We start from the raw sequence: 22,797 nt of genomic DNA on the forward strand, positions 1-22,797 counted from the left end.
TCAGTAGTCCTCGGGCGTTTCTGCGATACGGGACCCGGATTCGATCCGCCGTTGCAAGGATTGCTGCAGCCGGGCCAGCATCTGGCTGACCCGCTCGCACAATGTCAGTGTGGCCGCCAGATCGGGGTCGACTCCAAGTTCCAGGCGCTCGGCCAGCAGAAGCTGCGTTTGCAGCTCGGCGCACGAGCCCTTGGCCATGGAGACGAAGCGGGCGTAATCGCGAGTCGATCCGCGCGCGTTGCCTTCGGCGAGGTTTGAAGGAATCGAGACTGCTGCACGCTGAAGCTGTGCCGCCAATCCGTAACGCTCTTCCCTGGGAAACTGAGCGCAGGTGCGATAGACAGCCTGCGCCAAGTCCATCGCCAACTGCCTGACCTCGAGTTCACGAAAATGCGAGGCACTCATACCGCGACTCCCGGGCCCCGATCTTCGGCTTCCCCCGGGTCCCGGCTCTTCAATCCCCGCATCAAATCGATAAACCGATCAAACAACCCAGCGACATCATGCGGACCCGGCGAGGCCTCGGGATGGCCCTGGAACGAAAACGCCGGCGCGTCGCTCAGCGCGATGCCCTGATTGGAACCGTCGAACAGGGAGCGATGGGTGACGCGCGCGGTGACCGGCAAGCTGGCCTCGTCCACCGCGAAGCCGTGGTTCTGGCTGGTGATCAGCACGCGGCCGCTGGCCAGTTCCTGCACCGGGTGGTTGGCGCCGTGGTGGCCGAATTTCATCTTCAACGTCTTGCCGCCGACGGCGAGGCCGAGCAACTGATGGCCGAGGCAAATGCCGAACAGCGGCGTCTTGCGCGCCAGGAATTCGCGGATGGCGGCGATGGCGTAGTCGCAGGGTTCCGGATCGCCGGGTCCGTTGGACAGAAACACGCCGTCGGGCTTGCGCGCCAGCACCTCGCTGGCGGGCGTCTGCGCCGGCACCACGGTGAGCGCGCAGCCGCGGTCGACCAACAGGCGCAGGATGTTGTGCTTGACACCGAAGTCGTAGGCGACCACGCGCAAGCGCGGCGCGGGACGCGCGCAGCCGCCGTGATCGAGATCGAGACTGCCATCCTCCCAGCGATACGCCGCAGAGGTACTGACCACGCGCGCCAGATCCATGCCGGCCAGACCAGGAAACCCGCACGCGGCGGCCACGGCGATCGCGGCGGCATCGGCGTGCGCCGCATCGGGACCGGCGAGGATGCAGCCAGCCTGCGCGCCATGGTCGCGCAGCAGGCGCGTGAGCTTGCGCGTATCCAGCCCGGCGATGGCGATCACGCCGTGACGCTTGAGGTAATCCGGCAGGCTTTCCCGACTGCGCCAGTTGCTGGGCAGGCGCGGCACGTCGCGCACGATCAAGCCGGCGGCGTGCACGTGCGTGGACTCGTCATCGTCCGCGTTGCAGCCGGTATTGCCGATGTGCGGATACGTGAGCGTGACCAGTTGCCGGGCATAGGAAGGATCGCCGAGGATTTCCTGATAGCCGGTCATGGCGGTGTTGAACACCACCTCGCCCACGGTGTGGCCGGGGGCGCCAACGCTCGTGCCCGCGAAAATGGTGCCGTCTTCGAGGGCGAGCAGGGCGGGAACATGCATGGGGGTACGCCTTCCGGATACGACAAGACCCGCGATCCGACGCGGGGCGGGACCGAGGGGAAAGGACAGCAGGCGAGCGAGGATTCTAGCAGGATGCCGGCGAAATGCGGTCCGGCGATTTTCCGGGGCGGGCGCTCTCGGTGTCCGGCGCGACGTGAAATCACGCGCCGCGCTGCCTGCAATCGCTAGAATGCCTTGGCCCAACCCCGGATCGCACCGGATGAATGCCGCTGTCCTGTCCGATTTCGAAGTCGATTGGCTGCCCAGCGCCGCGCGCCTGCTCAGCCCGGCGCGGACGCTGTGTCACCAACCCTTCGATTTCATCGTCGTGCCGGACCTGCTGCCCGCCGCATCCGCGCCCGCGCTGCTGGGCGACTATCCGCAGATCAACGAGGCCGGATTCTTTCCCTACACCGCGCGGCAATGCGGACCGCGCTTCAACGTGCTGGTCGCCGCGCTGACCGCGCCGGCATTCGCCGATGCGCTGGGCGCGCAGGTCAACATCGAACGCCTCAGCCAGTACCCCACCCTGGTCACGCTGTGCGGGCGCATGAACAAACGCCACGGCACCATCCACACCGACAGCCGCTCCAAGGTGGCCACGGCGCTGCTGTACCTCAACACCAGTTGGCCCGACATCAGCGAGGGGTGCCTGCGCTTTCTGGCCAACGCGCACGACATCGACGCCGTGCTGGTGCCCGAGATCAGGCCGCTGTTCGGCACGCTGGCGATGTTCAAGCGCGCCGACAATTCATTTCATGGCCACTTGCCCTGCGCGGGCGAGCGCAAGGTGCTGCAAATCGCCTGGGTGGTGAACGAGGAAGCCAAGGCGCGCAAGATCCGGCGCGGACGCTTTTCGCGGCTGATGAAAAAACTCTTCGGCGGCCTCGACCGCAAGCTTGGCGCCGGTCGCGACCGCAACGCCGGGCATCTGGACTGAACCGTGATTGCGGCGGCCGTGTGGACACCGGTGGCATGTCTACTCACGGTTCCGCGTACGCTGACGGCGCCTCCATGCCCTTGCTCGCGTACATCCGGCGATCGGCCAGGGCCAGGAGGCCGTTCGCATCCTGCGCATCGTCGGGATATACAGCCACACCGATGCTGACACCCACCATGACCCGCGCGTCGGGCAGATCGACTGGCATTTGAAGAGCCGCCGCCAGTGCGCCGGCCACAACGTCCGCCGCGGCACGATCCGGCACTTCGGGAAGAATCGCGATGAATTCATCGCCACCCACCCGCGCCAGGGTATCGCCCTTTCGCAGCCGCCCCGACAGGCGTCGTGCGAGCGTCATGAGCACCTCATCGCCGGCCGGATGCCCGTAGCGATCGTTGATCTGCTTGAACCGATCCAGGTCGATGGCCAACAAAGCCATCCTGCCTCCAGACCGGTCGGCCAGCGCGAATGCCTGCAGCAGCCTGCGATCGAACAGCCGGCGGTTGGGCAATCCGGTCAAATCGTCGTGCTGGGCAGCTTCCTCCGCGACGGTCATCTGCTCTTCGAGCAGAGTCAGGATCATGCCCGTGGCAACCAGGTATTTCGGCAGGTTCCACACCTCGCTCTCCACATGCACCGACGGCGCGAGGACATGGAGCAGCTCGGCCACCGGAAATACCGAGGCCCAAGCGATAAAGCTCAGCGTGGTGAACACGGTACCGGGCGTGACGTGTCGTGCGCTGCGCCAAAACAGCGTGGCGACTGCAAGGTAATGCCAGCACAGCATCCAGTCGAAGGCGTAATCGGGGTGGCCGTATGCGGATAACGCCGCCTGCGCCGAATACGCGAACAGAATCCCGAGGACAAATACCCAGCGTTCCCTGCGATCGCTGACACGCGCGCCCGAACGAACGAGCAGCAGAGAGCCCAGCGCACCGGCTATGGACAGGGTGACATAAGCAGCCGGCGTGCCCACGTTGAAAAACAGCAGCACGATGAAGACCACATCGGGAAGTTCCACCGCGGCCAGACGCGCCAGAAAGCGCCAGTGCTGCAGGGGCGCCTCTAGCGCCGCCCAGATGAAGGCAACGCTGGCCAGCAGCAGCGTGATCGACGCTACCGCGTAGGCCGCATCGCTGGCGGTGTGGATGTTGACCGCGACGAATTCGGCGAGGATGTGCGTCAACAGCAGCGCCCAGCCCAACGTCCATGAGCGCATTCGCGTCTGCCGCGTGCGCCGCAGCAGCGAAACGAAGATCGCGAACAGGCCGCCGATCGCGAGGAAATCGGGCAGCAGATACAAGCTCATGCCTCATCCTACCGCCGCGTTGACGGCAGTGGCACACGCCGGTGCATACCGCATGATGGGGACACCCTCGCCGTACAAGGATTCTGGATCCTGCAGCCGCGATCACGCGATGCCGGCACGCGCCAGCGGCTGCGAATGCGTGGAAGCCGTGGTTATGCGCGCCGCGCTATGGGTTCCGTTGCGGCTGCAGCACCTGCTCGAGCGAATAGCGACCCGGCTGCTTCGTGGCCAGCCAGCCCGCGGCGCTGAGCGCGCCGCGAGCGAAAATGTCGCGCGAAGTGGCGCGATGAGCCAGCTCGATGCGCTCGCCGGTGCCCAGCAGCCACACGCCATGCTCACCGACCACATCGCCGCCGCGCACCACCGCGAAGCCGATAGTGCCTGACACGCGTGCGCCGGTTTGGCCGTAGGGTGCGGTCTGCATCACCTCATCGAGGCGATGTCCGCGGGCGGCGGCGGCAACCTCGCCCAGCGCCAACGCGGTACCCGAGGGCGCGTCGATTTTGTGCGCATGATGCGCCTCGACGATCTCCACATCCCACTCGGGCAAAGCAGCCGCGGCCTCGCGCAGCAAGCGCATCAGCAGGCTGACGCCCAAGCTGAAGTTGGCCGCGTGCAGCACGGGAATGTCTCGCGCCGCGGCGTCCAGCGCAACGAATTGCGCTGCGCTGAGACCCGTGCTGCCGCTGACCAGTGCGATCCCGCGCTCACGACAAAGCGCCAAGGCCCGATCGAAGCCGGCCGGGCTGCTGAAGTCAACCAACACATGGGCGCCGACAGCACCCAGTTGCGTGCCATAGACAAGCGCTCCGGGTACGGGCGGGCTGCGCAGCGGCGTGCCTTCAAGATCGGAGCCCGGCGCCACCAGCGCGGCCACCAACTTCAGGCGCGCATCCTGACGCGCCAGCTCGATCAGGCTGCGCCCCATGCGCCCGGCGGCGCCGTGGATTGCGATGCGGACGGGTTCGGCCATGGCTTGGAGGCACAGTCAAAACGTGAGCTTAGCGCGGCCGGCCGGCCATGCGCGCTGATCCGCGCATCAAGTCTGTTGAGCGAGCCAGTGCAACCACTGCGCCTCGTCCCAGATCTCCACGCCCAACGCGCGCGCCTTGTCGAGCTTGCTGCCGGCCTCACTGCCAGCGATCACCAGGCTGGTGGCTTTGGACACGCTGCCGGCGACCTTGGCGCCGAGTTGTTCGAGCCGTGCCTTGGCCGCATCGCGCGACATGGCCAGCAGCGTGCCGGTGAGCACGATCGTCTTGCCGGCCAGCGGGCCGGTGGCTGTCGCTTCGCCCTCGGCTTCGGCCAGTACGGCGCGCGCATAGACATCGGCAGCGGCAAGCGCGTCGAATGCGGACGTGCGCAGCCATTCTTCCAACGCGGCCTGCGCGCGCGTGCTCAAGCCACTGGCGGCGCCGCCTGCCGCGCGTAGGGCGCGAGCGTCGGGGTATGCAGTCGCCAGCGTTTCCGCGCCACCCTTGCCAATGTTGCGGATGCCGACGCGAGCGATCAGCGCGGCCCAATGCAACTGGCCCAGCAAGACGCGCCGCGGCGGGTGCTCGTCCATGGGCGCCACGCCCGCGGCGAGCAGCGCGTCCACCGCCGCGGCGTTGCCCGGCTGCGCGAAAAAGGTGGCGATGGAATCGGCCACCGCGTGGCCGATATCGGGCAGGCATTGCAGCGCCAGCGCCGGCGCGCGACGCACGCGATCGAGGCTGCCCAGCGCGTCGGCCAGCGTTTTCGCGGTTTCCTCGCCGATATGCATGATGCCCAGCGCGAACAGCAGCCGCGCCAGCATCGGGCGCGTGCTGGCGGCGATGGCGGCGAGCAGGTTCTCGGCCCACAGCGTGGCGACCTTGCCCTGTTTCACCGTCTCCGGCGTGGTGCCGTCGCGCGCATCGGCCTTGCGCTTCATCGCCAGCAGGTCATCGCGCGTGAGCCGATACAAATCAGCCGGCGTGCGCACGTAGTCGAAGGCGATCAGATCTTCGACGTAACGCTCGCCCAGACCGTCGATATCCATGGCGCGGCGCGCGGCGAAATGCAGGATCGCCTCGCGGCGCTGCGCGGCGCAGCTCAGCCCGCCCGAGCATCGCCAGGCACTGGCGCCTTCCTCGCGCAGCAGTTGCGCGCCACACACCGGACAGTGCGTGGGCATGCGCCAGGGTCGCGTGTGCGGCGGGCGCCGTTCGGCCACCACGCGCACCACCTCGGGAATCACATCGCCGGCGCGACGCACGATCACGGTGTCACCGACGCGCACGTCGAGCCGTTCGATCTGGTCGGCGTTGTGCAAGGTGGCGTTGGTGACGGTGACGCCAGCGACCTGCACCGGCGTCAGCCGCGCCACCGGCGTGGCCGCGCCGGTGCGCCCGATCTGCACGGCGATGGCCTCGAGCACGGTCATCTGCTCCTCGGCCGGGAACTTGTGCGCGATGGCCCAGCGCGGCGCGCGCGCGACGTAGCCCAGCGCTTGCTGGTCGACATAACGATCGAGCTTGTAGACCACGCCGTCGATGCCATATGGCAAACGGTCGCGCGCCGCGCCGATGCGCCGGTAGTAGGCGATCAGGCCGGCGAATCCTTGCGCGGTGGCGATTTCCGGCGCGACAGGAAAACCCAGCGTGCGCAGCCACTGCAGGGTCGCGGAGTGCGTCGGCGGCAACAACGATGCCGGCTCGATCATACCGATGCCATAGGCGAAAAAAGCCAGCGGACGCCGTGCGGTGACGCGCGGATCGAGCTGGCGCAGCGAGCCGGCGGCGCCGTTGCGCGGATTGGCCAGCAGTTTCTCGCCGGCGGCCAGCGCGCGCGCGTTGAACGCGTCGAAACCCGCGCGCGGCATGATCACCTCGCCGCGCACCTCGAGCACGTCCGGCGCATCGCCGCGCAGGCGCAACGGAATGGCGCGCAGCGTGCGCAGATTGGCGGTGACATCCTCGCCCACGCTGCCATCGCCGCGCGTGGCGCCCTGCACCAGCAATCCATGCGCGTAGCGCAGGCTGATGGCCAGACCGTCGAATTTGGGCTCGACCGAATAGACGGCATCGCCATGTCCCAGCGTTTGTTCGACGCGGCGCACGAAGTCGGCCACCTCGGGGTAGCGCGTGGCATCGTCGTGGCCCTCGGGGTGTTCAAAGCCGTTGCCCAGCGACAGCATCGGCAGCGCATGCCGCACTTCGGCAAAGCCGCCCGCCGGGCGCGTGCCGACACGCTGACTGGGTGAATCGCGCGTCACCAGCCCGGGGTGCGCGGCCTCCAGCGCCTGCAGTTCGCGCAGCAGACGGTCATATTCGGCGTCCGGGATATCCGGGTCGTCGAGCACGTAATAACGGTAGTTGGCGTCTTCGATGCGCCGGCGCAATCGCGCGATGCGCGCGGCCGGCGTGGACTGATCAGGCATGCGTGCGCTCCTCGGGCGCAAGCATAGCCGCTGTATCACAAGTTGCTTGCAATGCGCGCCGCGCGGCCCCGGGGCGCCCACTCTGCCGCATAATGCGCCTGCCGCGGGCGTACATGCTCGCACAAGCCGCGCGCAAGGCGCGTGGCAAAGTCACCATCGAGAGTATCGATACCATGAGCAAACCGGCCCGGATGCCCCCGCCCGCTGCCAGGCATGCGTTCAATTTTGCTGGCGAAGCGCTGCAGGGCGCATGGAAGCAACTGCATCTTGGCGACCTCGAACCATGGCCCGATGCGCAGCGCGCGAAAAGGCTGCTGGCGCTGCCCGGTCAGCCCCATGCGGACGCCGCCACGCTGGCCGCCGCGTTGCAAGCGGCCTGGCGCGCCTATCACGAAGGCGAATTCGAGAGCGCCCACGCACAGGGCATGGCCCTGGGCGTGGCCGGCGCCTCCGTGACGATCAAGGCTGGCGGCACACATGCGCGGCACATGCTGGGCGATGCCATCGCACGGCGGCTGTACGTGAAGACCCTGATCCCGATCGCCGAAGCCCTGCGCAAGACGTTGCCCGGCGAGGCCAACAGCCATTACCGGCTGGCTTACGTGCTGAGCCTGCACTTGCAGAACATGGCTCCGAATGCCCGCCTCGACAACGCGCAGTTGCAAGTGCTGCACATGGCGCTGCAGAGCGCCTTGCAGATCGCCCCGCGCCACGCCGAAGCGCAGCTCGCGCTGGGCATTTTCCACGCCACGCTGGTCGGGCGCATGGGCGCGATCGCCGCCAAGATGAGATGCGGCGCCAACGCCACGGCCGCGGAGCATCATCTGGAAACCGCACGCCGGCTGATGCCCACCAACCCGTTGGCGTGGTTGGAGACAGGCAACGCGCTGCTGACGCTTGCCGGCATGCGCCGCAGCGCGGCGGTGACCGAGGCATTCGAGCGCGCCGCGAAACTCACCCCGCACGACGCCGCCGAGGCGCTCGATGCCGCATGGGCGCGCACGCAGTTGCATTGATTTCTGGCGTCGATCAAGGCTTATCTGGAACATGCCGTAGCGTTATGATGTAACGCTGTCGTGGGCATGTTGTGGAGTTGCGGCATGGGCATCAACCTCTGGGATCCCGCCCACCTTGATCTGGGTGCAGCGCTGATCACCGCATTGCTGCTGGGCGTGGTGCATGGCATCACTCCGGACGAACACACATGGCCGATCACCTTCAGCTATGCCGTAGGCGGCTACTCCACGCGCGCCGGGCTGCGCGCCGGGCTGCTGTTTTCACTCAGCTTCACCGTGCAACGCGCACTGGGCAGCGAGCTGGCCTGGCTGGGCCTGGCGCACTGGATGGGCATGAAGGGTCTGGATTACGCGCTGTACGTGCCGGTAGGCCTGCTCATGTTGATCGGCGGTGCGCTGATGGCGCGGCAACGGCGCGCGGTGCATGTGCATTTTCTCGGTCATTGCGATGAAGCCGACCTTATGCGTCCGGCCGCCGATCCACGCGGCGCGCGCGCGCGCCGGATGGCGGCGTGGATGCCCGCGGTGCACGGTTTCGTCGCCGGCTGGGGTTTTGGCGCCTTCGCGCTGATCGTCTACACCACGCTGGCACCAGCGATGCCCTCGGCATGGTGGGGCTGGGTGCCGGGTGCGCTGTTCGGGCTCGGCACGGCGCTGGTGCAGGCCGCGGCTGGCGCGCTGTTCGGGCGCATGGCCACGCGCGGCAAGCTGTCGCCCGATGCCATCCGCGCGGTGGCGCTGATCACCGCCACGCGCACGCTGATCTGGGGCGGAGCGGCCTACGCCGTGGCTGGCGTGTTCGGGCTGCTGCTGCCGCGCATGGCCGAGTTCGGCATCGCCACCGGCTTGCACGTGCACAACCTGGCATTTCTCGGCCTGCCATTCGTGCTCGCCGTCGGCGTGGTACTGGGCGTGGGGGTGACCACGCTGATCACCGAGACGCGGCGCTGGCGCAGGCGTCTCGGCAGCATTGCCGCGCACTCGGCGGCTGCGTCGATCGCATCGACCGACGGATGATTGCTGGCCACACATTGCACGCGCCGGCATCACGCTCAACGCTTGCCGCGACTGTCCAGCAAGGCCTTCAAGTCGGCAAAGGGTTGCGCCGTCGCGGCGGCGGGCGTGGCAGCCGCGCCCATGCTGCCCGCGGCGTGATCGACATAACGCGCGTGCTCGTTGTCGTGGCAGTACACGCACAGCAATTCCCAGTTGCTGCCGTCGGCCGGGTTGTCGTCGTGGTTGTGGTTGCGATGGTGCACGGTGAGTTCCTGCACGTTGGCGCGGGTGAACTCGCGCGCGCAGCGACCACACACCCACGGGTACATCTTCAGCGCACGCTCGCGGTAACCGTTGTTGCGCTGTTCGGCATCGCGCCGCGCCGCGGCGACGATACGATCGAGGCGGGCGCTGTCCGGCGGAGCTTTCGGTTGCGGCATGACGATCATCCAAAATGGCGCGGCACCTACCGTAACGCATCTCGGGCGCAGCGCGCGCGGCGGTGCGTCGATCCACACGCATGGAACCACGTCCGCCGATGAATAGGTCCCTGCCCGCAAACCCCGACGCCGATGACCTGCTGCAGCACATCTGGGGCTACCCGGCGTTTCGCGGCCTGCAGCGCAAGGTCATCGATCACGTGCTCGGCGGCCACGATGCACTGGTGCTCATGCCCACGGGCGGCGGCAAGTCGCTGTGCTTCCAGATTCCGGCGTTGCTGCGCGAGGGGCTGGGCATCGTCGTCTCGCCGCTGATCGCGCTGATGCAGGACCAGGTCGCCGCATTGCGCGAGTTGGGTATACGCGCGGCATTCCTCAACTCCATGCTCGATGCGCAAACCGCACGCGAGGTGCAGCAACAGGCGCGGCGCGGCGAGCTGGACTTGCTCTACATGGCGCCCGAGCGGCTGCTGAGCGAAAGCGGCTTGTCCCTGCTCGACGACTGCCGCATCGCCTTGTTCGCCATCGACGAGGCGCATTGCGTGTCGCAATGGGGGCACGATTTTCGCCCTGAGTACGGCCAGCTTGCCATGCTGCGCGAACGCTGGCCGCAGGTGCCGCGGGTGGCACTCACCGCCACCGCCGACGTACCCACGCGCCATGAAATCGTGCAGCGCCTGCTGCACGACGGCGCCGAGTTCGTCTCCAGCTTCGACCGCCCCAACATCCGCTACCGCGTGGTGGAAAAGCGCGACGGCCGCGCGCAACTGCTGCAATTCATCCGCGGCGAACACGCGGGCGATTGCGGCGTGGTGTATTGCCTGTCGCGCAACACGGTGGAAGAAGTGGCGCAAATGCTCGCGGGCCACGGCATCAACGCCCTGCCCTATCACGCCGGCCTCCCATCCGAGATGCGCGCGCGCCACTTGCGCCGTTTTCTGGATGAGGACGGCATCGTCATGGTGGCGACGATCGCCTTCGGCATGGGCATCGACAAGCCCGACGTGCGCTTCGTCGCACATCTCGACATGCCCAAGTCCGTCGAAGGTTATTTCCAGGAAACCGGCCGCGCCGGGCGCGATGGCCTGCCCGCGCAGGCGTGGATGGCCTATGGCCTGAGCGATGTGATGCAGCAGCGACGGCTGATCGAACTGTCCGAGGCGGACGATGTCTACAAGCGCCTGTCGGCCGCCAAGCTCGACTCCATGCTGGCGCTGGCTGAAGCCGCCGACTGCCGCCGCGTGCGGCTGCTGGCTTACTTCGACGAAGCCAGCACGCCCTGCGGCAATTGCGACAACTGCCTGAATCCGCCCGAGCTCATTGACGCCACCGAGTCGGCGCAAAAGCTGCTGTCCACCATCTACCGCTGCCTTCAGGCCAGCAACACCCGCTTCGCGGCGACCCACATCATCGACGTGTTGCGCGGCAAGCGCGGCGAAAGAACCGAACGCCATGGCCACCACACGCTGTCCACCTTCGGCATTGGCGCGGACGTGTCCGAGACCGACTGGCGCCTGCTGCTGCGCCAGCTCGTCGCGCAGCATCTGCTGGAAGTGGACGCCGCGCATTTCAACGTGCTGCACCTTACCGAAGCCAGCCGCGAGGTGCTGCGCGGACAGCGCCGCATCCATCTCAAGCGCCGCGAACCCGGTGCCGAGCGCAAGCGCCGCGCCACGAGTGGCACCGCCGGTGCCGGTGGAAAATCGGCGACCGCGCGCGCGGCGTTGCAGGCCTTGTCCAGCACCGATGCCGTGCTGTTCGAGCGCCTGCGCGCCTGGCGCGCCGCCACCGCCAAAGAACACGGCGTACCCGCCTACGTGGTGTTCTCCGACGCCACGCTGCACGCCATCGCCGTCGCCCGCCCCACCAGCCTCGACGCGCTGCGCGGCATCTCCGGCGTCGGCGACAAGAAGCGCGACAATTTCGGCCCCGCCCTGCTGGCGTGCATTGCCGACGCCTGAGCCAACCGCGCCCCATCGATCACCCCAATGACGACGGCGCACCTCGGCCCCCGCCAACGGGCGCGCCCAGGCATTCTGAGGCTTGGTGCTTGTTGCGTTGGAGCAACGGAGGCGGCAAGCCGACGGGACTATCGCCGCCGCTGCGCAAGCGCGAGCTTGAGCAACTTCATGCCGCTGGCATCCACCCAGACTTGCGGCGCCAGCCCCACGGCCACCGCGCGAAAGTTGCGCCCGTCAACAGACCCGGCGGTCGCGGCGATGACGCCGGCCAGAATCACGACGCCGCCGACGCAAGCCCCAACGACGTCGACAGGTGGCCGGCATCGAGCGCCACCAATGCGCTGCCGCCCAAGGCCAAACGGAAAACCACGGAGAACGACTGGACTCCGGGGTAGGCATGCCGACATCCCAATGAGATGCGGAAGAATCAGGGGGGCTTGCACGCACGATCCGGGCTGTTTTCGGCCCGAACCGACCGCTCGAAAACGGTCATCGAAAGCCGTCCCGGCCAGCTCTGGCGATGGTGCCGCGGGCTTGCAGCCAGCGCGAGGCCGCGGACGCTTGGCACCCCATGTGGCTATTGAACTTCCTTCGCCCCACTGCGTCTCCGGAGTTGGTGAAATTTGCACCATGATAGAGCAATTAGACGGAACTTGAAGCACCTTAATGAGGCATTTCACACGAGAATGACTGGGCCAAGACTGTACTGAACGCATTTGCATACATGGCATGAAAGCTGCTAGCGAACGTTCTTGCAATCAGGTCACATCCGTCCATTCCAGCCATTTCTCAGGGTACTTCACCGCACAGGTCAACGTGATCGATTGCCAGAAATTCACACGTGAAGTCTGGTCAAGCAATGCGCCGCCGTTCCCCCCATGTTTGCCAAAGCTATTACGGGAGAATCATGACGAGCCCCAAGATATTGCTTGCTGTCTGCATGGCCGCTGCTTGCGGCTGCACCGGCCCTGCCTCCGCGCAGACCGCCCCGGCAACACCAGCCACCGCGGCCACTGTGGCCACACCGGCCATCCCGGGGACACTTGCCGCGCCTGCGGCAACCGCAACTCCCAGCCTGGGCGCGCTGCTGGCGGCCACGCCGGGATTGAGCATCACGGGTTACGTCGCAGCGACGTATGACCACTTCAATACGTCTTCGACCACCTTGCGCGCATTTGATACCACGCCAAACGCTTTCAGGCTCAACCAAGCCGCCGTGGCCGTGGCCTATCTGCCGAGTTCGGGTGCCGGTGCGCAGGCCACGCTGATCGCCGGGTCAGACGCCAAGATTCTGCGCAATGGTGAAATTCCGCTCTGCGTCACCAGTGCCGGAACACAGGGTTGCAGCAGCGGCCAATTCGACCCCATGACCGCCTTTGTGCAGTACGCCGTCGGATCGCTCACGGTCATGGCCGGCAAGATTCCCACCCTCGCTGGAGCGGAAGTCATGAATCCGGCGGCTGACACCAATATCTCGCGCTCGATATTGTTCTGGGACATGGAGCCCAGCACCCTCACCGGCTTGCGCGCGACCTATGCGCTATCGGGTGCTTTGACGTTGACCGCGGGCGTCGACAACGGCTGGAATTTCACCAGCTCGCCCGCCAACACCGCCAAAACGATAGAACTGGGCGCCTCTGGTAGCCCAAGCAAGATGTTCTCCTATTCGGGTGCGTATTACCGGGGGCAGTCGCCACTGTATGGCGGCAGTGCCACAGGAGTACTGCAATTGCTTGATCTGGTTGGCACCGTCAATGCCACCAGCAGTTTGAGTTTCGTTGGCAACGTCGACATTTTGTCCAAGGGTGATTACCTGGGCGCCGGCACGGGGACGGGTCATGCGAACGGCTTGGCCCTGTATGCCAACTACACCATCAATCCAATGTTCATGCTGTCGGCGCGTGGCGAATACATTGACGACAAGAACGGCATTGTCACGACCAACGCCGGAGGTGTGCTGCCTGCCGGGGTGTTGTCCAACAAGCTCAAGGAACTGACCCTGACGCTGAACTATGCGTGCGCGTCGAATTTGAGGCTATCGGCGGAGGTACGCCAGGACAAGTCAGCGGCGCCGGTTTTCACCAGGAACGGCAGTTCCACAACCAGGCAAACCTCGCTCGAGCTGCAAGCCGTCTATTCGTTCTGAGCACCTCACACCACCCATCAGGAGAACCCCATGAAAATGGTCATGGCCATCATCAAGCCATTCAAGCTCGACGATGTGCGTGCAGCCTTGTCTGAGATCGGGGTGACGGGCATCACCGTCACCGAAGTCAAGGGCTTCGGCCGGCAGAAAGGTCATACCGAGCTGTATCGCGGCGCGGAGTATGTCGTCGATTTCCTGCCCAAGGTCAAGATCGAGGCCGCCGTGCCCGAAGCCCTGGTCGAACACGTGATCGAAGCCATCGAGAACTCGGCTCGCACCGGCAAGATTGGTGACGGCAAGATTTTCGTCTCGGCCCTCGAGCAGATTGTCCGTATTCGCACCGGCGAGACCGGTGGCGACGCGCTCTGACATCACCCATCCCAGAAAGGTCACGCACATGAAAAAATTTCTCCCGATGCTTGCGCTGAGCCTGTTCATACTGATTGGCGCAGTCCCGGCCTGGGCGCAGGTTGCGAGCGCTCCCGTCAGCACGGCTCCGGCCGCCACAACGACCCCGGTCGCGGCACCCGCAGCCGCGCCCAATCCGGCGGCCTTCATCAATTCCGGCGACAACGCCTGGATGCTCACCTCCACCGCCCTGGTGCTGATGATGACCATTCCGGGCCTGGCGCTGTTCTACGGCGGCATGGTGCGCAAGAAGAACGTGCTGGCGACGCTGATGCAGAGCTTCGCCATCACCGCGCTGGTCACGGTGCTGTGGATGATCATCGGCTACAGCCTGGCGTTTACCAAGGGCAATGGATTCATCGGAGGGGTGAGTCGGTTCTTCCTGGATGGCATGGGACTGGACGCTGTGAACCCGCTGGCGCCCACCATCCCGGAGTCGACCTACATGACCTTCCAGATGACCTTCGCCATCATCACCCCGGCACTCATCGTCGGGGCTTTTGCCGAGCGCATGAAGTTCTCCGCCATGCTGTGGTTCATGGGCATCTGGTTGCTGGCCGTATATGCACCCATCGCCCACATGGTGTGGGGTCCCGGCGGCTGGCTTGGTAGTGACGGCGTGCTCGACTACGCTGGCGGTACCGTGGTGCACATCAACGCCGGTGTGGCCGGCTTGGTGGCCGCCCTGGTGATGGGCAAGCGTGTAGGCTACAAGAAGGAAACCATGCCGCCGCACAACCTGGTGCTGACGCTGATCGGCGCTTCGCTGTTGTGGGTGGGCTGGTTCGGCTTCAACGCCGGTTCGGCAGGTGCCGCCAACGACCGCGCCGGCATGGCGATGGCCGCGACGCAGATCGCCACCGCCGCCGCTGCGCTGGGCTGGATGTTCACCGAGTGGAAGGCCAAGGGCAAACCCACCATCCTGGGCATCTGCTCGGGTGCGGTGGCGGGTCTCGTGGCCATCACCCCGGCTTCCGGCTTCGTCGGTCCTGGCGGCGCGCTGGCCATCGGCATCGCCGCTGGCATGGTGTGCTTCTGGACGGCGGTGTACATGAAGGAAATGATCGGCTATGACGACTCGCTCGACGCCTTCGGCGTGCATGCCATCGGCGGCGCGCTCGGCGCCATCCTCACCGGAGTGTTCGCGGTCAAGGCCATCGGCGGCACCGCCGGTGTGCTCGAAGGCAATATCGGTCAAGTGCTGATTCAAGCCAAGGGCGTGACAGTCACCGTGGTGTACGACGCGGTGGTGTCGTTTATCATCCTCAAGCTGGTGGACATGACGATCGGTTTGCGTGTCACCGAAGAACAAGAACGCGAAGGTCTGGATATCAGCTTGCATGGCGAGCAGGTACTCTGAGGTCATGGTCTGATCGTTGCTGGTTGGCTTGAATCCCGGGGAGAGTCCCCGCCGCAACTGCACCGGAATCTTCAGCCCGGCTCCGAGCCGGGCTTTTGTTGTTTTGGGTGTGAATCGATCCCCGGTGCGCGTACTCATGATCCCATCGTGCCCACGCCGATCATGCCGGAACGCATCCGCCTTGATCCGCCCGCATCGGGGGTACCATCATCGAACCGTTGGAGACCACGCCCGACGCGTGCGCACCAACTTTCAAACTCAATTGGACAGGGCAGGACATGGGCAGTGATTTCCCGGCCGGTTTCGACACGCTCGCGGTGCGCGCCGGTCAGGTGCGTGGCCACGAGGGCGAGCACGCCGAAGCGATTTACCCGACATCGAGTTTCGCGTTCGGCAGCGCGGCGGAGGCCGCCGCGCGGTTTTCGGGGGCGGCGCCCGGCAACGTCTATTCCCGCTTCACCAATCCGACCGTGCGCACGTTCCAGGATCGGCTGGCCGCGCTGGAGGGAGGCGAGGCATGCGTGGCCACCGCCTCCGGCATGGCCGCCATCCTTTCGACCTGCATGGCGCTGCTGCAGCAAGGCGACCATGTGGTGTGTTCGCGCAGCGTGTTCGGCTCGACGGTCAACCTGTTCGATCGTTATCTGAAGCGATTCGGCGTGCAGGTTGATTTCGTTTCACAGGTTGATCTGTCGGTCTGGTCCGCCGCGATCAGGCCCAATACGCGGCTGCTGTTCGCGGAAACGCCGTCGAACCCACTGACCGAGCTGGCCGATATTCCCGCGCTGGCCGAGCTGGCGCACGCCCATGGTGCCCTGCTGGCGGTCGACAACTGCTTCTGTACCCCGGCGCTGCAGCGCCCGCTGGCGCTGGGCGCGGATCTGGTGATCCATTCCGCGACCAAATACCTCGATGGCCAGGGGCGGTGCCTCGGCGGTGCCGTGGTCGGCGATGCCGAGCGCGTGGGCAAGGATGTGTTCGGATTTCTGCGTACGGCGGGACCCAGCATGAGCCCGTTCAATGCCTGGGTGTTTCTCAAGGGGCTGGAGACGCTGCGTCTGCGCATGCGCGCGCACTGCGAGAATGCCCAGCGCGTGGCCGAGTGGCTGCAAGCGCATCCGCAGGTCGAGCGGGTCCATTACCCCGGGCTCAGCACGCATCCGCAGCATGCGCTGGCGCGCCAACAGCAAGACGGCTATGGCGGAATCGTGTCCTTCGAGGTGCGCGGCGGGCAGGAAGCGGCGTGGCGCGTGGTGGACGCCACGCGCCTGATTTCCATTACCGCCAATCTGGGCGACGCCAAGACGACCATCACGCACCCGGCGACGACCACGCATGGTCGCATCAGTGCGCGGCAGCGTGCCGAGGCCGGTATCCGCGACGGTCTGCTGCGCGTGTCCGTGGGACTGGAATCGGTCGAGGACATCATTGCCGACCTTGCACGCGGTCTCGGGTGATGGGAGCCCGCGTCGTGAACGGACGAGGCCCTTTCGCGTCGCGCTGGCCGGAATGGGGGCAGCGGGTGTGCGACCTGATCAGCCCTCGTCGCGCATAATCGCCCTGATGCGGTCGGCATTCCTGGCGTGCACTGGCGGGCAGGACCGCGGCCGCACCCGGGCGTCGGCGCTATTCATCGCCAACGAGCGGCGACGACGTACCGCCAGCGCCAGCCGCTCTAGAACTTGCACCGAACTGTCCCATCCGATGCAGCCGTCGGTGATGCTCTGACCATAGACCAGCGCACGGCCGGCCTGCAGATCCTGCCGCCCGGCGAGCAGATGGCTTTCCACCATCACGCCGATGATGCGCCCCTCGCCGGCCTCGATCTGTTCGGCAATATCCTCGATCACGCAGGGTTGGTTTTCCGGCCGCTTGCCGCTGTTGGCATGGCTGGCGTCGATCATCACCCGTGCCGGAAGCCCGGCCTTGGCGATCATGGCGCAGGCCGACTCCACGCTGACGGCGTCGTGGTTCGGCGCCTTGCCGCCGCGCAGGATGACGTGGCATTCCATGTTGCCGGTGGTCGCTGCGATCGCCACCCGGCCGTCCTTGGTCACCGCCATGAAATGATGCGGTTGCGCGGCGGCCTGCACCGCGTCCACAGCGATCTTGATATTGCCCTCGGTGCCGTTCTTGAAACCGACCGGGCAGGACAAGCCCGACGCCAACTCGCGATGCGCCTGGCTCTCGGTGGTGCGCGCACCGATCGCACCCCACGCGACCAGATCGGCGATGTACTGCGGCGTGATCATGTCGAGAAACTCGCAGCCGGCCGGCAGATCGAGTTCATTGATGTCGCGCAACAGGCTGCGCGCGATGCGCAGTCCATGGTCAATATGGAAGCTGTCGTCGAGATCCGGATCGTTGATCAGCCCTTTCCAGCCCACCGTGGTGCGCGGTTTTTCGAAGTAGACGCGCATCACGATCTCCAGTGCATCGCCCAGGCACGCGCGCTGCGCCGCCAGTCGCCCGGCGTACTCGAGCGCAGAACGGGAGTCGTGGATCGAGCACGGTCCGATCACCACCGCGAGGCGGTCGTCTTCGCCGGCGAGTATCCGGTGCAATGCGTCGCGCGAGGTACGGACGGTCGTGGCGGCTTGTTCGCTGATGGCGCAATCGCGCATCACCTCGGCCGGCGTGCTGAGCGTGGCGATGGCGCGGATGCGCAGGTCGTCGGTGGGTTTGGACATGGTTGCGGTTCCTGGATGGGTGACCAGGGGCGACCATGAAAAAAGCCGCCAGTGGTCGTTGGCGGCTTGTCGGGAATCTTGTTCGATTGCTGGTTCAAGTCAATCGCGCCCGTGCCTCCGCCTGTGGCTGCGGATAGACGTAAAACCAAAAATATTGGCGACGGGCGGCGGGGCTCATACGGACACTGATAACACAGCAGATGCCGCCAATGCAAAGCCCTGCCGCACAACCGCGCTGGCGAGCCTTGGCAGCAACCCGATTCGCGCTGAAGTTCAGCAGCTCGGAGCTTCAGGGGTGACTTCCGAGCCCCACGAGCTTGCCCTTGTTGCAGAGCGCATGTGCCCCCGGCTCCCGTCATTGACGTATGCTCATCGCAGCGATGTCGCGGTGATCGTTTGCTGACGGTCTCGAACCACAGGTGCAACATCCAGAGCAAGAGATGTCCATGCTGACTCTATACGGCGCTTCGATCGTGACCTTGATGGTGTTGTTCTATGCCTTGGAGTCGCGATCACCCTGGTTTACATTGGCCTTTTCCATTTCCTGCCTGGGCTCGGCGGCCTACGGGTTTCTTGCCGGAACCTGGCCATTTGGTGTCGTGGAATTGATCTGGAGCTTGGTGGCATTGCGTAAATGGCATGTCGCGCATGCTCAGGAATAACTGGACCATCGACAGCGCTCTGATGCGTCAGAGCGCAGTTTCATCGAAGTGCAACCTGCTTCATGGTTTCACCTGATTACCCACTCGCGCCTTTGATACGCGCGGGTCGTGGCGTGCAACTACCTGACCCAGCGAGGGTTGCACCATGTCCAAGAACCAAGTCCAGTTGACCAGCCTGCGGCTGTTGAAAAGCGCCTCAGCCCGGCATGAGCCTGCCGGTTTCCTCGAACGCTACGGCACCGAGGCCCAATGCCGCGACGCCTTGATGCGGATGTGCCGCGAAGCCAATCCCTGTTCGGGACGCTGGCTCGGCGGATTCCGCTGCCCACACTGCGGGCATGCCGGTCACTGCCAGCTGCGCGGTCGCCCTGTGCTCCAGTGCAACCGCTGCAAGCGTCAGGTGTCGCTGACTGTGTATTCCTGTTCACCTGACCAGTCGTGCCGGTAATTGCTGACCATCGTGCTGGTACTGACCACTTGACAACGGGTTGGGATGGATCTGGCGGGGCATTCGACGACCGCATCACGTTGCGAAGGCTTGCCACATGGCGTAAAATGAACTCCAAGTGGAGAATGGAGGTGCGCAATGAACGCGGTAACAATCGAGGCAGGGTTGGGCATCTTCGAGAACGTGGGTCGCGTGCTCGGTATGCGCGTCCGGTCCGAAGAAGACATCCTGCAAGCGACCTCAAGAGGGTTGCCGGTGCGGGCCTACAACAAGGCCGACAAGATATTTGGCTTCCCAGCGGGCCTCATTGGGTCGGCGACAACCATCCGCCGGCGGCAGGAAAACAATGCGCCGTTGAGCCGAGCGGAATCCGAGGCGTTGGTGCGGGTCCTGCGCGTGTTCGCCGAAGCGGCCCAGTTGTACGGGGATGATGCCAAGGCCATTGCATGGATGAAGCGCCCAGCCAAGTATCTCGATGGCAGGCCACCCGTCAGCCCGCTGGCCTTGTCTGCCACCGACAGCGGCGCGCGTCTCATGGAGGCGCAGATCACGAAAACGGCCTACGGCATGCCTGGATGAAGGCATGGCGCATCTCGCAATGGGTGGACCTCACGGGAACCGGTGGCGTTCGCTCTGCATCTCGCTGGAATCCCAAAGGTGTGCCAGCCGTTTATCTGTCGGAACACCCGGCACTGGCGCTGCTGGAAGTCATGGCGCACATGCACCTTTCCTTCGACGACATCCCCTTGTCGTTGAAGCTCATTACGATCGAGATCAAGCCCGGCGCGGCGGTGTCGCCCATGCCGGAACTACCGCAAGGCTGGCAGGCCAACGAAATGACCACGCGGGCGACGGGCGGTGCATGGCTCACGGACATCGCCGGCTTGGTGCTGCCGGTTCCCTCAACCATCGTCGCGCACGCCACCAATTTCCTCATCAATCCGCGCCATCCTCAAGCACGCACGCACTTGGAGCAAGCGTCCGTGGAACCATTCTGGATTGACCACCGCTTTTTCCAGTAGGCAGGAACGCATGTACATCACCGACGCCACACATTTCCTGGATGAGAAGGGCGCCATTGGCCCGCAAGACGGCCCCGGGCGCAAACTGGCCGAGAGTTCCTGGGTGGTGTTATCGTTTGGCCCTCGAACAGACTGCTCGTGCTCAATGGGCCTGAACTTCCGCGATGGGCGCAGGCTCGCCGGCAGGCGGTGTCCACGAGCGGCTTGATCAGATCCATTTTCTGCTTCCGTCGCTTCGCCGATACCGGCCGCGCACACGGTGCCGAGACTGGCGGCGGCCGCGCCGCTTGCGAGGTGAAGGGCGCGCGCTGGGTCAACGTGCTGCTGGGCAACCTCAAGCGCGCCATCAGCGGCGCTACCACGCGATCCGACAAGGCAAGTACGCGCGCCTCTACCTGGCGGAAGCGGCCTACTCCGTTTCAACCGCCGTTTTGACCTGCGCGCGATGCTGCCGCGACTAGCCCGGGCAATGATGCTGTGCAAGCCCCATCCCGAGCCGACCTTGCGCATGGTGAGCAATTTTCATGGCTGAGGATCAGGGCGAATCAGGTCAATCGAAGCCTCAATCTCTGACGCGTCGTGCGACTTTATGGGTTCTGGCAGCTCAGCAAAAAATTTGTCGAGCGCTGCCTGCAAGGCCGTGGAAGATACCGGCTTCTGCATCAAGGTAAGCCATCTGGGTGCATCGCCATCTGACAACGGAACAACGGCAGTGTCAGCTGTGATGATCAAGACTGGAAGTGGACCCTGCGTTTCAACGAGGCGCTCTGCGACTGCAAGTCCGCTTTGATTGCGGCCCAGGTGAAGATCTGCAATCAGAACATCAGGACAGCCTTCGACGCTGACAAGTTCTTGCAGATCGTGCGCGCTGCTAGCGCTCCTAACGCTTAAGCCCCACGTCTCGAGCAGAGCACATAGGCTTCGCACCACCTCCTGATCGTCATCCAGTACGTACACGCGACGACCTCTCCAGTGCGACAGCCGCATCTGGCCCGTAACACGTTCGGGCGGATTCATGCGACCGATGGCGAGGCCAGCCCACATGACCGTCACTCGGGTGCCCGTTCCAGGTTCGGAGTGGATGGTGATGGTGGCACGGGTCAGCGCACAGAGCCGCTTGACGATGGCAAGGCCGAGACCCACGCCCCCTCGGTATTCATCGTCACTAGCTTGCAGCTGATAGAACTCCTCGAAAACGTGCTCCTGCTCCGATTCTGGGATTCCGCAGCCCGTGTCTTCGACCGCAAGAATGGCGCGCCCCTCGTTCATATCCACGGAAACGCGCACGCATCCCGACGCGGTGTACTTGATGGCGTTGTCGATCAGATTGCGGGCGATCCGGCTCGCGGCTCGCGAGTCGCCTTGCATTTGCACAGGTGCAAGATGTGTCGTCAACGCAAGGCCCTTGCGGCCTGCGGTCAGGGCGAGTTCTGTGCAGACTCCGGCGATGACCTCATCGAGCGCGAATACCGTCTGCTGAATTCTGTAGCTTCCCGAGGCCAAGCTGGAGATGTCCAGCAACTCGTCGAGGATCTGACCGAGGTCACGCACGATGTTTTCGATATTCTTGCCCACCACGCTCATGGTCTGCGGTTGCGGATGGGCGGACAGCACGGCGCTGTAGATCGACAGCGCCTGCAAGGGCTGTCGCAAATCGTGGCTGGCTGCGGCCATCACTCGATTGCGCGCTTGCATGGCGCGCTCGATTCGCTCATGGGCAGCCCGCAGCTCTGCATCGCTGCGTTCCAACGATTGCAGGGCTTGGTCGCGTTCATGACGGATACGGATCGAGCGCAGCAGCAACCGTTCACTGTCGCGCGCGACGGCGACGAGGAAGACCCAGTAAGCAAGCGTCAGGACAATGACGAGGAATGTCAGACTCGGATGCAGGAATATCCAAGTGCCCGATGCACCCACCAGCACCATCGAGGAGTAAGCCGCCAGCATGAACGCCGAGGACACGGCCACGGCGGTCCCGGCCGCCGCCACGGCAAACAACACGATCTCGATCAGCATCTGCGACAGCAACGGCACGTGCGGCAGAAAAAGTACCGCCGCGCTGCCAATCGATAGACCGGATAGAGCATCGAGCGCAACGAACCCGCGATACATGTGTTGCGGTGCACTCACCGGCAACCGCGGCAATGCCCAGCGCGCGGTGCCTGAGCGCAGCACTTCGGCAGCCAATGCGAACGTCGCCCATATTGCAAAGAGCGATCCTGAAATGTCCGGCAGCGCAATCCATCCCATCGCACCGATCAGCAGCACCTGGAAGGCCGGCATGCGCAACAGGATGCGAGCATGCAGGGTCAGCAATTCGTTGACCAACTCGTAGTGCTCGGTCTGCTGCACCGCATATGACTTGGGTGGGTGAAACCACCGCATCGCGCGCCCCCTGATTGGCCTG

General features: G+C 65.1%; 21 protein-coding genes and 1 pseudogene. 13 read left to right on the forward strand and 9 right to left on the reverse strand.

The window, feature by feature from the left end:
• Both ACYDAT_RS01965 and carA read right to left on the reverse strand, forming a co-directional pair.
• The gene (locus tag ACYDAT_RS01965) at nt 1-405 is read right to left on the reverse strand and encodes a four helix bundle protein (RefSeq protein ID WP_461448315.1); all 405 of its coding nucleotides are present in this window, start codon (nt 403-405) and stop codon (nt 1-3) included.
• A complete protein-coding gene (carA, locus tag ACYDAT_RS01970) occupies nt 402-1,589 on the reverse strand; it encodes a glutamine-hydrolyzing carbamoyl-phosphate synthase small subunit (protein ID WP_461441837.1) in 1,188 nt (395 codons plus the stop codon). The genes ACYDAT_RS01965 and carA overlap by 4 nt, the downstream gene beginning before the upstream one ends.
• A 220-nt stretch (nt 1,590-1,809) precedes the next feature.
• On the opposite strand from carA, the gene ACYDAT_RS01975 reads away from it, so the two are divergent.
• Nucleotides 1,810-2,529 carry a 2OG-Fe(II) oxygenase family protein gene (locus ACYDAT_RS01975; protein WP_461448316.1) on the forward strand — a complete coding sequence of 240 codons (720 nt, stop codon included), beginning with the start codon at nt 1,810-1,812 and terminating at the stop codon, nt 2,527-2,529.
• Between the two features lie 43 nt (nt 2,530-2,572).
• On the opposite strand, the gene ACYDAT_RS01980 is transcribed toward ACYDAT_RS01975, so the two are convergent.
• The 3 genes from ACYDAT_RS01980 to ligA all read right to left on the reverse strand — a co-directional run bounded on the left by ACYDAT_RS01980 (nt 2,573) and on the right by ligA (nt 7,241).
• Nucleotides 2,573-3,832 carry a diguanylate cyclase domain-containing protein gene (locus ACYDAT_RS01980; RefSeq protein ID WP_461448317.1) on the reverse strand — a complete coding sequence of 420 codons (1,260 nt, stop codon included), beginning with the start codon at nt 3,830-3,832 and terminating at the stop codon, nt 2,573-2,575.
• Between the two features lie 172 nt (nt 3,833-4,004).
• Complete coding sequence (gene dapB, locus ACYDAT_RS01985; protein ID WP_461438336.1) at nt 4,005-4,811, reverse strand: 4-hydroxy-tetrahydrodipicolinate reductase; 807 nt, start codon at nt 4,809-4,811, stop codon at nt 4,005-4,007.
• Nucleotides 4,812-4,877: 66 nt separating this feature from the next.
• Nucleotides 4,878-7,241, reverse strand: a complete 2,364-nt coding sequence (gene ligA, locus ACYDAT_RS01990) for an NAD-dependent DNA ligase LigA (RefSeq protein ID WP_461438337.1) — start codon at nt 7,239-7,241, stop codon at nt 4,878-4,880.
• A 113-nt stretch (nt 7,242-7,354) separates the two neighbouring features.
• Between ligA and ACYDAT_RS01995 the strand changes: the two genes are divergently transcribed.
• Nucleotides 7,355-8,257, forward strand: a complete 903-nt coding sequence (locus ACYDAT_RS01995; RefSeq protein WP_461448318.1) for a hypothetical protein — start codon at nt 7,355-7,357, stop codon at nt 8,255-8,257.
• Between the two features lie 84 nt (nt 8,258-8,341).
• Nucleotides 8,342-9,274, forward strand: coding sequence for a hypothetical protein (locus ACYDAT_RS02000; protein ID WP_461438339.1), 933 nt, complete (start codon nt 8,342-8,344; stop codon nt 9,272-9,274).
• A gap of 35 nt (nt 9,275-9,309) precedes the next feature.
• Here the strand turns inward: ACYDAT_RS02000 and ACYDAT_RS02005 are convergent, their stop codons facing one another.
• On the reverse strand, nt 9,310-9,693 hold the full coding sequence (locus ACYDAT_RS02005; protein WP_461438340.1) for a YajD family HNH nuclease: 384 nt from the start codon (nt 9,691-9,693) through the stop codon (nt 9,310-9,312).
• Between the two features lie 98 nt (nt 9,694-9,791).
• On the opposite strand from ACYDAT_RS02005, the gene recQ reads away from it, so the two are divergent.
• Nucleotides 9,792-11,654 carry a DNA helicase RecQ gene (gene recQ / locus ACYDAT_RS02010; protein WP_461448319.1) on the forward strand — a complete coding sequence of 621 codons (1,863 nt, stop codon included), beginning with the start codon at nt 9,792-9,794 and terminating at the stop codon, nt 11,652-11,654.
• Between the two features lie 128 nt (nt 11,655-11,782).
• On the opposite strand, the gene ACYDAT_RS02015 is transcribed toward recQ, so the two are convergent.
• On the reverse strand, nt 11,783-11,932 hold the full coding sequence (locus ACYDAT_RS02015) for a hypothetical protein (protein WP_461448320.1): 150 nt from the start codon (nt 11,930-11,932) through the stop codon (nt 11,783-11,785).
• A 629-nt stretch (nt 11,933-12,561) separates the two neighbouring features.
• Between ACYDAT_RS02015 and ACYDAT_RS02020 the strand changes: the two genes are divergently transcribed.
• From ACYDAT_RS02020 to ACYDAT_RS02035, 4 genes are all read left to right on the forward strand, one after another.
• Nucleotides 12,562-13,800 (forward strand): outer membrane beta-barrel protein, encoded by a 1,239-nt coding sequence (locus ACYDAT_RS02020; protein WP_461448321.1) that lies wholly within the window; start codon nt 12,562-12,564, stop codon nt 13,798-13,800.
• A 30-nt stretch (nt 13,801-13,830) separates the two neighbouring features.
• Nucleotides 13,831-14,169: a P-II family nitrogen regulator gene (locus tag ACYDAT_RS02025; protein WP_461438344.1), complete on the forward strand. Its 339-nt coding sequence runs from the start codon at nt 13,831-13,833 to the stop codon at nt 14,167-14,169.
• A 28-nt stretch (nt 14,170-14,197) separates the two neighbouring features.
• Entirely contained in the window at nt 14,198-15,568 is a 1,371-nt protein-coding gene (locus ACYDAT_RS02030; protein WP_461438345.1) for an ammonium transporter, read from the forward strand.
• 278 nt (nt 15,569-15,846) lie between these two features.
• Nucleotides 15,847-17,025, forward strand: coding sequence for an O-succinylhomoserine sulfhydrylase (locus ACYDAT_RS02035; RefSeq protein ID WP_461448322.1), 1,179 nt, complete (start codon nt 15,847-15,849; stop codon nt 17,023-17,025).
• Nucleotides 17,026-17,103: 78 nt separating this feature from the next.
• On the opposite strand, the gene ACYDAT_RS02040 is transcribed toward ACYDAT_RS02035, so the two are convergent.
• Nucleotides 17,104-18,258: a 3-deoxy-7-phosphoheptulonate synthase gene (locus ACYDAT_RS02040; protein ID WP_461448323.1), complete on the reverse strand. Its 1,155-nt coding sequence runs from the start codon at nt 18,256-18,258 to the stop codon at nt 17,104-17,106.
• A gap of 440 nt (nt 18,259-18,698) precedes the next feature.
• On the opposite strand from ACYDAT_RS02040, the gene ACYDAT_RS02045 reads away from it, so the two are divergent.
• The 5 genes and pseudogenes from ACYDAT_RS02045 to ACYDAT_RS02065 form a co-directional block, all read left to right on the forward strand.
• Entirely contained in the window at nt 18,699-18,920 is a 222-nt protein-coding gene (locus ACYDAT_RS02045; protein ID WP_461438348.1) for a hypothetical protein, read from the forward strand.
• A gap of 145 nt (nt 18,921-19,065) precedes the next feature.
• A complete protein-coding gene (locus ACYDAT_RS02050) occupies nt 19,066-19,368 on the forward strand; it encodes a transposase (protein ID WP_461448324.1) in 303 nt (100 codons plus the stop codon).
• A gap of 138 nt (nt 19,369-19,506) precedes the next feature.
• Complete coding sequence (locus ACYDAT_RS02055; protein ID WP_461438350.1) at nt 19,507-19,947, forward strand: antitoxin Xre/MbcA/ParS toxin-binding domain-containing protein; 441 nt, start codon at nt 19,507-19,509, stop codon at nt 19,945-19,947.
• Nucleotides 19,944-20,390, forward strand: coding sequence for an RES family NAD+ phosphorylase (locus ACYDAT_RS02060; RefSeq protein WP_461448325.1), 447 nt, complete (start codon nt 19,944-19,946; stop codon nt 20,388-20,390). The genes ACYDAT_RS02055 and ACYDAT_RS02060 overlap by 4 nt, the downstream gene beginning before the upstream one ends.
• 222 nt (nt 20,391-20,612) lie before the next feature.
• A pseudogene (locus tag ACYDAT_RS02065) lies at nt 20,613-20,922 on the forward strand (transposase); the annotation flags it as partial.
• Here the strand turns inward: ACYDAT_RS02065 and ACYDAT_RS02070 are convergent.
• Nucleotides 20,913-22,742, reverse strand: a complete 1,830-nt coding sequence (locus ACYDAT_RS02070) for an ATP-binding protein (RefSeq protein WP_461448326.1) — start codon at nt 22,740-22,742, stop codon at nt 20,913-20,915. The pseudogene ACYDAT_RS02065 and the gene ACYDAT_RS02070 overlap by 10 nt on opposite strands.
• Nucleotides 22,743-22,797: the final 55 nt, after the last annotated feature.

It is taken from the genome of Metallibacterium sp., from assembly GCF_054637675.1.